This is a genomic window from Shewanella electrica, from assembly GCF_022321485.1.
Classification (GTDB): Bacteria; Pseudomonadota; Gammaproteobacteria; order Enterobacterales; family Shewanellaceae; genus Shewanella; species Shewanella electrica.
In genome coordinates this window covers 61,440-74,732 of the sequence record NZ_JAKOGG010000010.1, presented here as the reverse complement: position 1 = coordinate 74,732, position 13,293 = coordinate 61,440, and the positions used below count along the sequence as shown (strand labels likewise).

At 51.2% G+C, this 13,293-nt stretch carries 14 protein-coding genes; 4 read left to right on the top strand and 10 right to left on the bottom strand.

Features of this window, described 5'->3' with window-relative positions:
* Positions 1-77 precede the first annotated feature (77 nt).
* The 6 genes from L9G74_RS13975 to L9G74_RS13950 all read right to left on the bottom strand — a co-directional run bounded on the left by L9G74_RS13975 (position 78) and on the right by L9G74_RS13950 (position 6,530).
* Positions 78-1,076: a TraB/GumN family protein gene (locus L9G74_RS13975; protein WP_238897033.1), complete on the bottom strand. Its 999-nt coding sequence runs from the start codon at positions 1,074-1,076 to the stop codon at positions 78-80.
* Between the two features lie 84 nt (positions 1,077-1,160).
* On the bottom strand, positions 1,161-2,066 hold the full coding sequence (locus L9G74_RS13970; protein WP_238897032.1) for a damage-control phosphatase ARMT1 family protein: 906 nt from the start codon (positions 2,064-2,066) through the stop codon (positions 1,161-1,163).
* Positions 2,067-2,373: 307 nt separating this feature from the next.
* The gene (locus L9G74_RS13965) at positions 2,374-3,855 is read right to left on the bottom strand and encodes a DEAD/DEAH box helicase (protein ID WP_238897031.1); all 1,482 of its coding nucleotides are present in this window, start codon (positions 3,853-3,855) and stop codon (positions 2,374-2,376) included.
* Between the two features lie 177 nt (positions 3,856-4,032).
* Positions 4,033-4,785 (bottom strand): DUF4261 domain-containing protein, encoded by a 753-nt coding sequence (locus L9G74_RS13960; RefSeq protein WP_238897030.1) that lies wholly within the window; start codon positions 4,783-4,785, stop codon positions 4,033-4,035.
* 101 nt (positions 4,786-4,886) lie between these two features.
* Positions 4,887-5,234, bottom strand: a complete 348-nt coding sequence (locus tag L9G74_RS13955) for a hypothetical protein (protein WP_238897029.1) — start codon at positions 5,232-5,234, stop codon at positions 4,887-4,889.
* A 282-nt stretch (positions 5,235-5,516) separates the two neighbouring features.
* The gene (locus tag L9G74_RS13950) at positions 5,517-6,530 is read right to left on the bottom strand and encodes a zinc-dependent alcohol dehydrogenase family protein (RefSeq protein ID WP_238897028.1); all 1,014 of its coding nucleotides are present in this window, start codon (positions 6,528-6,530) and stop codon (positions 5,517-5,519) included.
* A 257-nt stretch (positions 6,531-6,787) separates the two neighbouring features.
* On the opposite strand from L9G74_RS13950, the gene L9G74_RS13945 reads away from it, so the two are divergent.
* Positions 6,788-7,114 carry a carboxymuconolactone decarboxylase family protein gene (locus tag L9G74_RS13945; protein WP_238897027.1) on the top strand — a complete coding sequence of 109 codons (327 nt, stop codon included), beginning with the start codon at positions 6,788-6,790 and terminating at the stop codon, positions 7,112-7,114.
* 150 nt (positions 7,115-7,264) lie between these two features.
* Here L9G74_RS13945 and L9G74_RS13940 read toward each other — a convergent pair whose 3' ends face one another.
* On the bottom strand, positions 7,265-7,528 hold the full coding sequence (locus L9G74_RS13940) for a hypothetical protein (RefSeq protein WP_238897026.1): 264 nt from the start codon (positions 7,526-7,528) through the stop codon (positions 7,265-7,267).
* Between the two features lie 360 nt (positions 7,529-7,888).
* Between L9G74_RS13940 and L9G74_RS13935 the strand changes: the two genes are divergently transcribed.
* A complete protein-coding gene (locus tag L9G74_RS13935; RefSeq protein WP_238897025.1) occupies positions 7,889-8,326 on the top strand; it encodes a DUF2541 family protein in 438 nt (145 codons plus the stop codon).
* Between the two features lie 97 nt (positions 8,327-8,423).
* Here the strand turns inward: L9G74_RS13935 and groL are convergent, their stop codons facing one another.
* Positions 8,424-10,067 (bottom strand): chaperonin GroEL, encoded by a 1,644-nt coding sequence (gene groL, locus L9G74_RS13930; protein WP_238897024.1) that lies wholly within the window; start codon positions 10,065-10,067, stop codon positions 8,424-8,426.
* A gap of 56 nt (positions 10,068-10,123) precedes the next feature.
* On the bottom strand, positions 10,124-10,414 hold the full coding sequence (locus L9G74_RS13925) for a co-chaperone GroES (protein WP_238897023.1): 291 nt from the start codon (positions 10,412-10,414) through the stop codon (positions 10,124-10,126).
* A 274-nt stretch (positions 10,415-10,688) separates the two neighbouring features.
* Here L9G74_RS13925 and L9G74_RS13920 point away from each other — a divergent pair, with 274 nt between their 5' ends.
* Together L9G74_RS13920 and L9G74_RS13915 are read left to right on the top strand one after the other, a co-directional pair.
* Positions 10,689-12,056 carry an MATE family efflux transporter gene (locus tag L9G74_RS13920; protein ID WP_238897022.1) on the top strand — a complete coding sequence of 456 codons (1,368 nt, stop codon included), beginning with the start codon at positions 10,689-10,691 and terminating at the stop codon, positions 12,054-12,056.
* 38 nt (positions 12,057-12,094) lie between these two features.
* Positions 12,095-12,658, top strand: coding sequence for a DUF4274 domain-containing protein (locus L9G74_RS13915; RefSeq protein ID WP_238897021.1), 564 nt, complete (start codon positions 12,095-12,097; stop codon positions 12,656-12,658).
* An 86-nt stretch (positions 12,659-12,744) separates the two neighbouring features.
* On the opposite strand, the gene L9G74_RS13910 is transcribed toward L9G74_RS13915, so the two are convergent.
* A complete protein-coding gene (locus tag L9G74_RS13910; RefSeq protein WP_238897020.1) occupies positions 12,745-13,284 on the bottom strand; it encodes an FxsA family protein in 540 nt (179 codons plus the stop codon).
* Positions 13,285-13,293 lie beyond the last annotated feature (9 nt).

Below are 13,293 nucleotides of genomic sequence, written 5' to 3'. Positions count from 1 at the left end.
GGTTGTCGAGCTGTAGTTTCACAGCACGACAGCAGCAAGGGGCGCTAATTGCGCCCCTTGGTACAGCGTAAAACTATTTACTTTGGTGCAGTGATGGCATGTTGCGTTAGCCACTGCTGGATCTGCTGGCCGCTACGGCCACCGACAATTGCCGCGCGGCGTTGTAACTCTTGATGCCAAACCGTATCGGTTAATGCCGCATGGCTGTAGGGCGCTTTTCGTGCGGTAGAAGCAAGAAACTGATAAGCATCCGCCACATCTCGTAGCAACGCTGGTTCACTGCCACCGACACGCGCAGTGATATGACTAAATGGCTGTGCACCAAGGGCCGAGCTTGCTAGCGGCAGCAGATAAGGCGCTGTCGCTTGGGCACTGACCTTGTCACCAGCGATACGCGGCCACACCGTATAAATGTCAGCGTCTTGTTGTTGACGTAACAGCGCGACCAGCGAACTAAACGACTCACCGTTTTGCATTACCACCGGTTGTTTCATCATGTGGAACGTACCAAACAGCAAAATACCGCGACGTTTAGGTTGCAGCACTTGCTGGGTGATGATCTGCACATAGCCCTGCTCGCGCTGCGCCACCTGCTGTTGCCAACCTTGCGCGGTTAGACTGGACCAATCCAGTGGCGGCTCGGCCAATACCAGCCGCACTTTATGGGTGCGGGTTTGGTTCCACTGCCGCAGTTGCTGTACGAGCTGTTCATACACGTCATACTGCCATGCCATAAAGTACAGCGTATCGCGCCAAATCGGCCGCACTTGGCTCAGGTCCATCGCTGCGCCATCGACCACATAACGATCAGCCACGGCTTGATAGCGCGAGTTACCAAACTCCACCGCAATATCATCCACTTGCTGCCAATGTTGTGGCTCAGCTAAAAACGCTAACAACTGCTGCACAATCAATGGCGAGCCATGCACATCGCCCAAAGCGACCAATTTACCGTCAGCTAATTGCTGCGCCAGCAGCTCGTTAACAGGCTGTGGCTCAGACTGTTCAGCAACACTGATTGGGCTGCAACACAGCAACATTAGCCCACAAAAAAATCCACTCCAGCGGGTGTTCATTCGATAGTTCTCAACGACAGAGACAAAAATGGCGGGCTACTGTAACTTGCCCGCCATGTTAATGACAATAATTCTCATCTACCTTTACAAAACGGCGGCCTCGGCACCAACGGCGTGTGCTTGCTGGCGGAGCTGCTGGTTACTGCTGATGACCCAACTGCCCAACGGTAACTGGAGGTGTTCTGCCAGCACCACGCATTTAATTTGCAGCAGAAAATACACTTCGCGGCTGACATCACTGAGGGTTTCGTAGTTAGCTTGGCCTTTGGCAATCACCACATCGGCGCTATCAAAATAGTGTTTAAAACTCACCGAACACTGTGCCAGCGGAGTACCGGGCGCATCACAACCGCTATCGATCACTTTTGCCACCGCGGCAATGCCAGCATCGAGCGTATCAGCCACGGTGGCATCGTTGATCACCGGCGCAGATTTAACCGCGTATATCACTTCAACATGCGGTGGCAGTTGCTCAATAAATAGCTTATCAAAGAAGGTTTCGCCGACATTATCGGCCAGCAGTAGTACCCGTTTGGCATGGGTTAAGTCCGTGTGCAGTTGTTGCACCATGGCGCGATCAATAGCTTGGCTTAATGCTTGGGCAATGGCTTCGTCGGCACTGGTGGCAGCATCGATAGGAAAAGCGGAAAAATCGATAACATTGCCCGCAATGGCAAAGCGCAGCGCCGCTTCAAACGGATTGCTAGCACGAGCTATCGCGGCTTTGGCACGATGGGCAAGACACAGCGCTTGCGCCGCCGATTGCGCCTTGAGCTGGGCATAAGGATCGTCACAATGGCTTTCTTGTCGCAGGCGCCGATGAATTTGTTGTGCTAACTCAGGTGGCGATAACGACAGATCTAACGTGGCAATATCGGCCAGCACACATTGGAGCACTCGCTCGACGCTGGCAGGATCATCACAGGCTTGCTGTGCCGCCTCCATCGCTTGACGGGTAATGCAGGAAATACACGCTGTATTGGCTTTCACCTAGTACCATCCTTATTTGATTGGCTGCAATGACAGGAGGTACCAACCGCCCTAAGGCCCTGAATTTGCGCAAGGTAATAATCAGCCTATAACGTAGCCGTCGCGCGCAAATCCCCTGCAAAGCCGCATGGGATCTATTGGTACTGATTAAGCTTAGGACAAAACCGGAGCACAGCGCAGAGCAAAGTATCAGAACGTGAGCTATCGCAAGCTCAAGGTAAAAACGTTGGGGAATATCGCAAAATTATCAGCTAATACAGCGTATTAACTGATAATAATGCAACTGAAACACGCGATGAGGTGAAGGCTATTTCTTACCAGCTAACCAAGGGTTAAACGCTTGGTCATCAGCTTTATTTGGTTCACGTGCTGGCTCGCGCGCGGGTTTACGCGCGGCTTGGCTGTCGCTATTTTCGCTGCGGCTACGACGCGTTTCCATGCGCTCACCACGGGCTGGGCGCTCGGTGTGGCTTTGTGGCAGATGTTGGCTCTTTGGCTTCGCTTTGGCACTGCGGTGCTTCTTCGCTTGGCGACTATCAAAACCGCCTTCACTGCTGCGATACACCTCAGGCGCATCAGCATCGCGGGTTTTGGCGTGGCTCGGTTTGGTCGATTTATTTTTAGGCACAAAGTTGAGCACCGACACCGGCACTGGTTTTTTCGGCGCAAAACCATCCACTTCACGACGTTCAATCAGTTGATTCAAGCGGCGTTCAATGGCGCACAGATTGCGAAAATCGTCTTTGGATAGCAGCGATACCGCTTCACCACTGTGACCAGCACGGCCAGTACGGCCGATACGGTGAATATAGTCATCGGCTTCGTCGGGCAGGTCGTAGTTAACCACCCGCGACAGGTTTTCAATGTCAATGCCGCGCGATGCCACCCCAGTAGCAACTAAGAAGCGCAACTTGCCTGCTTTAAAGTCTTCCAGCAGTTGCTCGCGCGAGGCTTGGCTACGGCCTGAGTGGAACGCTTCAGCAACAATGCCGCGTTTTTCCAGTTGGCTCACTAGCTTAGCCGCACCTTGTTTTGTGCGGATAAAGATCAGCGCTTGTTGCCAGCCATGCTCGTTGATCAAATGGCTCAGCAGGGCTGATTTGGTGTCTTTATCAACCGTCACCAACCACTGCTCAATCTTAGGCGCGCTGGCTTTGTTGCGGGAGATTTCGATCTCTACCGGATCGATGACGGCGGTTCTTGCCAATGCCCGCACTTGGTTCGATAACGTGGCTGAGAACAACAGGTTTTGTCGCTCTTCTGGCAGGCGTTCGATGATTTTGTTGATCGCTTCAATAAAGCCCATATCGAGCATGCGGTCGGCTTCATCCAGCACCAATACTGAAGTTTCATCAAAGCGGATAGCGCGCTGAGTGTACATATCCAACAAACGGCCGGGAGTCGCCACCAGAATATCGACGCCCTCAATCAAACGCTGCTTTTGTGGCGCTTCGGCGACACCGCCGTACATTGCCATCGACGTAAGGTTCAGATGTTTGGCGTAGTTGCTGATGTTGTCATGCACCTGCACCGCCAGCTCACGGGTTGGCGTAAGAATGATGGCGCGCACACGCTTAGGGCGGATTTTGTCACAATCGGCAAAGCGCTCTAATAAAGGCAGCACAAAGCTGGCGGTTTTACCGGTACCCGTCTGCGCCGCAGCGAGCAAGTTTTTCCCCGCCAATACCACCGGAATCGCCTGCTGTTGGATCGGCGTTGGTTGGGCATACCCCAATTCAGTTAAAGCAGTAACAATAGATTCGCGTAATCCAAGGGCGGCAAATGACATGGTAAATCTCGGGTAATAAGTGCGTGAAGTGCGGCGCGGTCAGCAAGACCTGATACGCCAATGGTGCGCGGCTAACCGCGATGGGTCAGCAGCGGCGCAAGTATAGTTGAATGTTGGGGTTAACGATAGCGAAACCCCAACGGCGCCAGCATAATAATGGGCTGGCGCAACCAAGGTTTAACGATATTGCAGCAACATCACTTGCTGTTCGTGGCCGAAGTGTGACGCTGAATAGACCACGCCGATCCGCTCCTGCTCGCTCTCACCGATAGTGTCACCATCATTGATCACCGGGCCATTTTCGATGGTATAAACCGCCAAGCTGGTCAGCCGTTCTCTTAATTCGGCCACCGGTTCGGGCGTTTGCAGCGCTTCAATTTCCATCAGTCCCAATGCCTCAAGCCCGGTGGTAAAGCCGCTACTGCCGCCCTCATCTTGCCCAGCGCGCACATCCACCCACAGATAAATAGGCACTTCGTTAGGTAACACTTGCACAGCAAAATCGATAAACAGTTGTTGCGGCACTAACAAAGCTGCATTGCACCAATACACGCCAAGTGCCTTGTCGGTGGTCGCCAAAACCGCCGCAGTGACTTGCGTCAGTAACGCCGATAGCGGCACAGGTTCGAGCGCATCATCACTCACAGTAATCACCAGATGGTGACAATGTTGCTTAACCTCAGTGAGCGCTTCAGGCCACAGCCAACTGGTGTGACACGGCCCTTCTAATTCACTCCACGGCAACGCGGCAGGCATGATCGCGAGCAGCACCAGCGTAGTGCCACAGTAAAACGATACTGACCGATCATCCGCTTCTACCGCAGTAATCTCGGCGATATCAGCCCAATGCTGGCGTAGATAGACACAGAGTTCATCCGGCTTGAGCTTAGGTACATCGGTAAACAATGGCATCGACAGTAACAGCGGCATGCAAAATCTCCTTATTTGCGTCGGTGAGGTGCGGTATCGACATTACCGCACCGCAAAAACAAAACTCACCGCGTGGGTGAGTTTTGCAATCATCATCAGGCTTAGTTGTTCAGTTTCCACTGACCATCTTCGGCTTTGGTGAAGGTCAACGGTTTGTGCATTCCTTCCACGGCAATCTCAGCGCGCGTGTTGTCTTCGTTCATCTCTGGCGCTTGGTTTTCAGCCTTTACTAAAACCTCTTTCAGGCGATCGAGATTTTCCTGCTGTAGATCTTTGGCGGTGATGTTGTATTTCCCCATATCCACGTACTTGTCGAGCAGCAGTTGCTTCTCGCCGTTATCGATCGCAGTAACAATCTCTTTCATGGTCTGTTGCACTTGTTCTTGCGGGGTGGGTTGGGAACAAGCAGACAATATCAAGGCGGTAATCAGCACAAAAAACTTTTTCATGAGCACTCCAAATTTGCAGTTGTGACTAACCAAGCTGGCTAGTTGTTCTATTCAGTCCATGAAGATCAATATGAATGACAAAAGCTATGTTTATCAGCCAGATAAAACTACTACTGGACAAAGCGATTGACATAATATGACAAAAACATGCTAAAAATCCAGCGCAATGCCGTTGTTTGACGAGAAAAGAAACAAAAACGCTAAAGACAATCCCTAGCCTTTAGCGTTTTTAAACCATGTACGAGTTAATCGCCGCGGCTGGCGATCAACCTCAGCAACCGCTTACCATTCGACGCACACTTTACCAAAGTGCTTACCGGCTTGTTGATGCGCAAACGCATCGGCCAGTTGTTCAAATGGGAAGGTGGTATCAATCACCGGGCGAATCCCATTGACTTCCAGCGCGGTAACAAACTCTTGCTGATCACGGCGACTCGCTACAATCAAACCTTGTAAGCGCGCCTGTTTGGTCATGAACAATGCCGATGGAATATCACCTTGCACACCAGTCAACACACCAATCAACGCAATATGACCACCGACTTTCACACACTGCATCGATTGCGACAAGGTGCCCGGACCGCCTACTTCCACAATGTGGTCAACACCCGCGCCGTCAGTTAAACGCAGCACCTCTTTAAACCACTCTGGATGGGTTTTGTAGTTAATCACGGCATCGGCACCGAGTGCTTTAAGCTTTGCCAATTTGGCGTCAGAAGAAGACGTGGCAATCACCCGTGCACCCATGGCTTTTGCCAACTGCACCGCCGCAATGGATACCCCACCGGTGCCGAGGGTTAATACGGTTGCGCCCGCTTTTAATTGACCATCAACCACCAGCGCCCGCCACGCGGTTAATCCTGCAGTGGTGATGGTGGCACTTTCGGCATGACTCCAGCCTTTAGGCGCTTTGGTAAAGGCACTCACCGGACGTACCACATATTCCGCCGCCATACCGTGGGCGCCATCGCCCGGGGTGTGACCAAAGTGACTAACGCCAGCAAACGGCGTACCCGCAGGCCAATTAGGGAAGAAGGTGGAGACCACGTTATCGCCCACGGCGAACTCTTCGACGCCAGCGCCAACAGCTTCAACCACACCGGCACCATCAGACATCAAAATACGGCCGTCAGCCGTTGGCGAGGTACCATTGGCAACCAGTAAATCATGGAAGTTAAGCGAGCTGGCTTTAATCGCCACACGGATTTCACCCGGGCCAGGCTGACCAGGGTCGGCCAATTCAGCCACGGTAATGTGCTCAAGTCCGCCGGGTTGCTTCAGGGTTAACGCTTTCATATTCGCTTCCTTATTTGCGGTGGTTTGCTCTTGTGAGCGGAAAACATGTTGCAGCTTAGCGACAAGCTATTTATTCAATATTGGGATGCGCTGGCGTATCACAAGGGTGAGTATCAATTTTAGAAGATTGACTGGGCCTAAAGTAACCACGTCATCAGCAAGTGAAAAGTGCTATCCAGCGCTGAGTTTTCGCCCTGCGTTTGGTGGAGATTATTTAACCAACACCCCGTATTCAACCGACAATCGCAGGTAAGCTCATGGACGATAACAACAAATTAGTCAGCAATGCGTTTCAAGTGTTTATGCAACAAGCGCCCGCTTATGCCCAAGTTTGGCTGGGCACCGCACAAGGGTTAACCAAGGCCTCTGCGCTCGATCGCAAAACCGAATGTCTTGGCTACCTCGCGGTGCTTTCAGTGCTGGGATTAACCAGCGGTATACCATTCCACGTTACCGAGGCTAAACAAGCGGGCGCTTCGCGTGAGGAGATTATCAGTGCGGTGTTATTGGGGCTGCCAGCGGCGGGCAATATCGTCATTGCCGCGTTGCCTATTGCACTTAATGCATTTGATAATTCTGATTAGCTAGGGGCAGATAAAATGACCTCCTTGGTGTTATTACCAAGAAGGTCATGCTTCATCTGTTGCTGTGAGGCAAAACGATTCAAATGCCGCACAGCCAAGTGATGGTGGCTACAGCAATTGCGCCCAAACTGGGTTGTTTTACCGCGGACGCTATTTGGTCAGTTTCTCCATCGCTTCGCCAAGTAACTTGTCTGCGGGTGAGCCCCAATAATTGAAAAAGAAGATACTGAAGCTAACACCAGCCCACATGGCGAATATCATCGGTAACTCATCGGAAATACTGCTGAGCCAATCGTGACCAAACACTGTGAGTACCAATAGTGCACATCCCAATGCGAGCGAGTGCAATTTTGATTTTTGCTGCTTGCAATAGTACTGCTCAACCTGTGATACAAATTCTCTATCTGATGTCATCTGTATGTCTCCTTGCTCAGGTACGCCAACAGTCCATTGTCTTAGGCGCAATAGCATAACCTTAGTGCATTCCTGCCAAGTTATGGATGAACAAATTGTCGATTTTTAAAGCAGATCACAAGCCGCAAGCATTATGCGTCATAGCTAACAGCAGCAGGCGCTAAAGTACCTACGCCATCACAACCGACTATTTACCTACACACTTCAAACTGCTCACTCACTTACACCCAGAGGTAACAGTTGCAGCAACTACGGCAAACCGAGCGATTGAGCCACATCTCAGCTCGCCACCATTCGCTGGTTTGATATTCCTCTGCTATAGCTTTAGCTGCAAGGATCAACTATCAAGGGAGCGATGCAATGAAACTCATACCTACCATAACACTAGCCGCTATGACCACGCTGTTTAGCCTACATGCGGTTGCTGGTGATAAAGATTGGGAAAAGATCGCTGATAAAAAAGTCAGCTTTCAAGCGGAAACTGATACAGTAAAACCGCTATCTCCATTTGCCGACAGCCATTTTAGCCAGCTCAAAATCAAGTGCACTCAAGGCACGGTGAATCTGAAAAAGATCAAAGTGCATATGTCAGACGGCAATACTAAGGAGTTTGACAGCTTGGGCACGCTCACTAAGGGTATGTCGTCACGTAGTCTCAATCTGCCAGATAAAGATGGTGCTAAGCTGCAAAAGTTGGAACTGACCTACGAGTCAATGGGCAGTGCGGCACTGAATGTGGCGGGGGTGACGAAACACGCCGAGGTGGAGATTTTAGCCAAGAAGAGTGGCGATAAATAAGCTAAAAACACAAAACCCTCGAACCTAAGTCCGAGGGTTTTGTTGAGTCTGGGTGATGAACTAAAGCTAAGCCTTAGTCATCGGCCAGCAAGATGGATTACATCATGCCGCCCATGCCACCCATACCGCCCATGCCACCCATATCAGGGGCACCAGCGCTTTCTTGTGGCAGTTCAGATACCATCGCTTCGGTGGTGATCATCAGGCCAGCAATAGACGCTGCAAATTGCAGTGCGCTACGGGTTACTTTAGTTGGGTCAAGGATACCCATTTCCAGCATGTCGCCGTAGGTATCGTTACCCGCGTTGTAACCGTAGTTGCCTTCACCGTTTTTCACAGTGTTAGCCACAACTGAAGGTTCTTCACCAGCGTTGGCTGCGATTTGACGCAAAGGTGCTTCCATCGCGCGCAGAGCGATAACCACACCGTGTTTTTGGTCTTCGTTAGCCACTGCAACATCTTTGATTTTTGAAGCAACGCGAACCAGCGCCACACCACCACCTGCAACCACACCTTCTTCAACAGCGGCGCGAGTTGCGTGCAGAGCGTCTTCAACGCGGTCTTTTTTCTCTTTCATTTCAACTTCGGTAGCGGCACCGACTTTGATAACTGCAACACCGCCAGCCAGTTTAGCCATACGTTCTTGCAGTTTTTCTTTGTCGTAGTCTGAAGTTGATTCAGCGATTTGTTGTTTGATTTGTTCAACGCGCGCTTTGATTTGGTCTTGTTCACCGACACCGTCAATGATGGTGGTGTTGTCTTTGGTGATAACCACGCGTTTAGCGCTACCCAGATCTTCCAGAGTGGCTTTTTCCAGTTCCAGACCGATCTCTTCAGCGATAACAGTACCGCCTGACAGGATAGCGATATCTTGCAGCATCGCTTTACGACGGTCGCCGAAACCAGGTGCTTTAACAGCAGCTACTTTCACGATACCGCGCATGTTGTTCACTACCAGTGTTGCCAGCGCTTCGCCTTCAACGTCTTCTGCTACGATCAGCAGTGGACGGCCCGCTTTAGTCAAACCTTCAAGGATTGGCAGCAATTCACGGATGTTGTTGATTTTCTTGTCAACCAACAGGATGAATGGGTTGTCCAGTTCAACAGAACCAGTTTCTGGTTTGTTGATGAAGTATGGCGACAGGTAACCACGGTCGAACTGCATACCTTCTACTACGTCCAGTTCGTTTTCCAGCGCTTGACCTTCTTCAACAGTGATCACGCCTTCTTTGCCAACTTTTTCCATCGCAGTCGCGATGATTTCGCCGATAGATTCGTCAGAGTTAGCAGAGATAGTACCTACTTGGGCGATAGCTTTTGAATCTGAGCAGTCTTGCGACAGGGCTTTCAGTTCAGCAACCGCTGCAACAACCGCTTTGTCGATACCGCGTTTCAGGTCCATTGGGTTCATGCCAGCGGCAACCGCTTTCAGACCTTCGTTAACAATAGCTTGTGCCAGTACGGTAGCGGTAGTGGTACCGTCACCTGCTGCGTCGTTAGCTTTAGACGCAACTTCTTTTACCATCTGTGCGCCCATGTTTTCGAACTTGTCTTCCAGTTCGATCTCTTTAGCTACAGATACACCGTCTTTGGTGATCAGCGGCGCGCCGAAGCTTTTATCCAAAACTACGTTACGGCCTTTAGGGCCCAGAGTCACTTTAACTGCGTTGGCTAAAACGTTAACACCCGCCAGCATTTTTACGCGTGCGTCGTTACCAAATTTTACTTCTTTAGCTGCCATGTTGATTATCCTTTAATACGTTAATTCGTTGGAATGTCGTTATGGTTAAAAGCGGCTTACTCTACGATAGCCATCAGATCTGATTCAGACAGGATCAATACTTCCTGACCGTCGATCTTCTCTTTTTTCACGCCGTAACCTTCGTTGAAGATCACTACATCACCAACTTTCACATCCAGTGGCCGCACTTCGCCATTTTCCAAAATCCGGCCATGGCCGACTGCCAATACTTCTGCTCGGCTAGATTTTTCGGCCGCGCTGCCAGTCAATACAATGCCGCCAGCTGAAGTCGCTTCGACTTCCAGACGTTTCACAATTACGCGGTCATGTAATGGACGAATATTCATTTATGGATTCTCCTAATGACGTTTTGCCCAACTTCAGGCGAATTTTTAAGTTAAGAAAAGCGATAACGTTCCGCGTCATCGCCAGATGGTTCCTATATGGGGCCGCATTTTGCACTTCCAAGTGTTGAGTGGAAAAAATTTTTAAATTTTTTGGTGCTAAATCAGCCTTTACACAATCAATTTTGTCGCCGTCTGCGGAATGCTGATAAACTCTGAGCCCACGCCGCTGCTGGGCATTTTTCTTTTTTTCTCTTCTCACGGGGTCGTACACACAATGAGAGACAGACACGGGCTGCTAAGTCAGCCAATTGGTCGTGTGCTGCTCAACATGAGCCTGCCCAATATGCTGGGGATTTTGACCGTACTGGGCTTTAATCTGGTCGACACCTTTTTTGTCAGCCGTTTAGGGACTGACGCCCTCGCCGCCATCAGTTTTACTTTTCCCGTGACCTTAGTGATCACCAGTATCGCCATCGGCATTGGTGCTGGGGTGGCCACCAATCTTGGTCGCCTGATTGGCAGTGGTCATGCGCCGCTGGCCAAAGTGTTTTTGCACGATGCTTTGTTACTCAGTTTTCTGATCACCGTGGCGCTGTCGCTGCTCGGCAGCTTACTGTTTGCGCCGCTGTTCACGCTGCTGGGCGCCTCGCCTGCGCTGTTGCCATTAATCCAACAATACATGCAGCCGTGGTTTATCGGCGTGCCGCTGTTAGTATTGCAGATGGTCGGCAACCAAGGCCTAAAAGCGACCGGAGATACCAAGTCGCCGGCAAAAATTCTGGCACTCGCAGCGCTGATTAATTTCATCCTCGACCCGCTGCTGATCTTCGGCATTGGGCCGTTTCCTCGACTAGAGCTGCAAGGTGCGGCGCTGGCTTCCGTACTGTCTTGGCTGGTTGCGCTGGGATTATCCGGCTATTTGCTGATCATCAAACGTCATCTGCTAACCACCGCCCGCATCTGCAGGAAACGTTATCAAGCTAACTGGCGCCGCTTGGCGCACATTGCCCAACCCGCCGCGTTGATGAACCTGATTAATCCGCTCGCCAATGCGGTGATTATGGCGCTGCTGGCACGTATGGATCACACCGCGGTAGCCGCCTTTGGTGCAGGCATCCGCTTGGAGTCAGTATTGCTGATTGTGTCGATGGCGCTGTCGTCCAGCGTGGTGCCGTTTGTGGCGCAAAACCTCGGTGCGGGGCAGCCACAACGCGCCCGCCAAGCAGTGCTGTTATCGATTCGATTTGTATTGGTGTTTCAAACCTTGCTGTATCTGCCGTTGGCCTGTTTTGCCGCACCGATAGCGGGCTGGTTTAGTGACGATCCACAGTTGCTGCAATGGCTGACGTTTTATATTCAATTTTTACCGTTGGCCTATGGCCCGTTGGGGATGGTGATCATTGTCGCCACCGCGCTTAACGCCTATCACCGCCCGATGGCCTCGCTGGCGCTCAATCTGGTGCGGCTATTTGCGCTGATGCTACCGCTGGCCGCCATCGGCGCATTTACAGCGGGGATTCATGGCGTGTTATTGGCACTGCCAATCACCAACGTCATCATGGGGTTAGTGAGTTATTTCATCGCGCTGCGGATTAAAGAGCCGGCGCATCTGCCCCATAGCCAACCTTATATTCCATCTTAAATTTCAGTTATCAACGCCGACAAACCAAGGAGTGATGTATGGCTAAGCGGTTAACGCGCGACCAATTTTTACGAGCATTTGAATGTAGCGAAGCGGGGGCCATAGCAAACCCAGAGAGAATCACGGAGTGGTTAGCGGATGCCGACATGGCCGATGTGCTGACCAGCATTGCCGCCGAGTTTGCTAAAGCACCTGAGCAACTACAGTGCATCAACCAACTGCAATCGATGGAAGAGTTGCATTATGTCGCCGCTAACCTCAATTGGGATGACGGTATCACCGCCGCCCAAGCGATTATCAATCATCCACTGTGTGATGCTGGCACGGCGCTGCTGTTGTACTGGCGCGGCCAAGGTTACTGGTACAGTAAGCCTGATAGTCCCGCCGCCGAGAAGCAGTTTTTTGCCGATATTATTGAGCGCTTCAGCAACAACCGCTTTGCCAGCTATCGCATCGCTTACGATGCGGTGGGTGAGATGATGTTGCCGTCACTGAAAGAGTTACAACAGAATCAGCTTAGCTTTCCGGGGATTTTGCTGTGCCAATACAGCACCATGCAAGTGGCGGTCTACCAAGGTGATTACGATCAGTATTTGAATTGATGCCGATTGGCGGTGGTGGATAGTTGCTGTGGCAGAGAGCCAAACAGCAAGTCGGCCATGTGGTAACTTGCTGCTTTTTTGTCGTCTTATTGCCGCTTATTATCGTCTTGTTGGTCGTCACCGAGTTGATGGCTTTCAGGACGTTTCTCTGATGGATCCGGCTTACGTTCATATTCCCCATCAATCACATTGTCATCTTCTGGTTTCGGGCGCTGAAACGGCCCTTGCCCAAACGGATTATTGGATTGACTAAAGCGCGACGTGACCACGTTAAGTTGCAGGCGTTTCAATACAAAGGCGGCAATCGGCGCGCGCGTGAACGGCGTTAATAGCAGTAGACCGACTAAATCGGTGACAAATCCCGGAATAAAAAGCAGCACCCCGGCCAATGCCAGCATCATACCTTCAACAATCTCTTGGCCGGGCACTTCGCCGGTGGCGAGCTTGCGCTGCACGCTCATCAAGGTCACTAATCCTTGGCTGCGCACCAATGACACGCCCACTGCGGCGGTCAGGATAACTAAGGCAAAAGTGTTCCAGCCACCCACGGCATCGCTGACGCGCATCATTACCGACACTTCAACGGCAGGGACTAAAAATAGCAGGAAGATAAAAAGAAAAGGCATGTTGGGCTA

What these genes read in the sequence shown, in the direction of transcription:
- L9G74_RS13975 (WP_238897033.1), bottom strand. Translation starts at nt 1,076, where the DNA reads ATGAACACCCGCTGGAGTGGATTTTTTTGTGGGCTAATGTTGCTGTGT.
- L9G74_RS13965 (WP_238897031.1), bottom strand. Translation starts at nt 3,855, where the DNA reads ATGTCATTTGCCGCCCTTGGATTACGCGAATCTATTGTTACTGCTTTA.
- L9G74_RS13960 (WP_238897030.1), bottom strand. Translation starts at nt 4,785, where the DNA reads ATGCCGCTGTTACTGTCGATGCCATTGTTTACCGATGTACCTAAGCTC.
- L9G74_RS13955 (WP_238897029.1), bottom strand. Translation starts at nt 5,234, where the DNA reads ATGAAAAAGTTTTTTGTGCTGATTACCGCCTTGATATTGTCTGCTTGT.
- L9G74_RS13950 (WP_238897028.1), bottom strand. Translation starts at nt 6,530, where the DNA reads ATGAAAGCGTTAACCCTGAAGCAACCCGGCGGACTTGAGCACATTACC.
- L9G74_RS13945 (WP_238897027.1), top strand. Translation starts at nt 6,788, where the DNA reads ATGGACGATAACAACAAATTAGTCAGCAATGCGTTTCAAGTGTTTATG.
- L9G74_RS13940 (WP_238897026.1), bottom strand. Translation starts at nt 7,528, where the DNA reads ATGACATCAGATAGAGAATTTGTATCACAGGTTGAGCAGTACTATTGC.
- L9G74_RS13935 (WP_238897025.1), top strand. Translation starts at nt 7,889, where the DNA reads ATGAAACTCATACCTACCATAACACTAGCCGCTATGACCACGCTGTTT.
- groL (WP_238897024.1), bottom strand. Translation starts at nt 10,067, where the DNA reads ATGGCAGCTAAAGAAGTAAAATTTGGTAACGACGCACGCGTAAAAATG.
- L9G74_RS13925 (WP_238897023.1), bottom strand. Translation starts at nt 10,414, where the DNA reads ATGAATATTCGTCCATTACATGACCGCGTAATTGTGAAACGTCTGGAA.
- L9G74_RS13920 (WP_238897022.1), top strand. Translation starts at nt 10,689, where the DNA reads ATGAGAGACAGACACGGGCTGCTAAGTCAGCCAATTGGTCGTGTGCTG.
- L9G74_RS13915 (WP_238897021.1), top strand. Translation starts at nt 12,095, where the DNA reads ATGGCTAAGCGGTTAACGCGCGACCAATTTTTACGAGCATTTGAATGT.
- L9G74_RS13910 (WP_238897020.1), bottom strand. Translation starts at nt 13,284, where the DNA reads ATGCCTTTTCTTTTTATCTTCCTGCTATTTTTAGTCCCTGCCGTTGAA.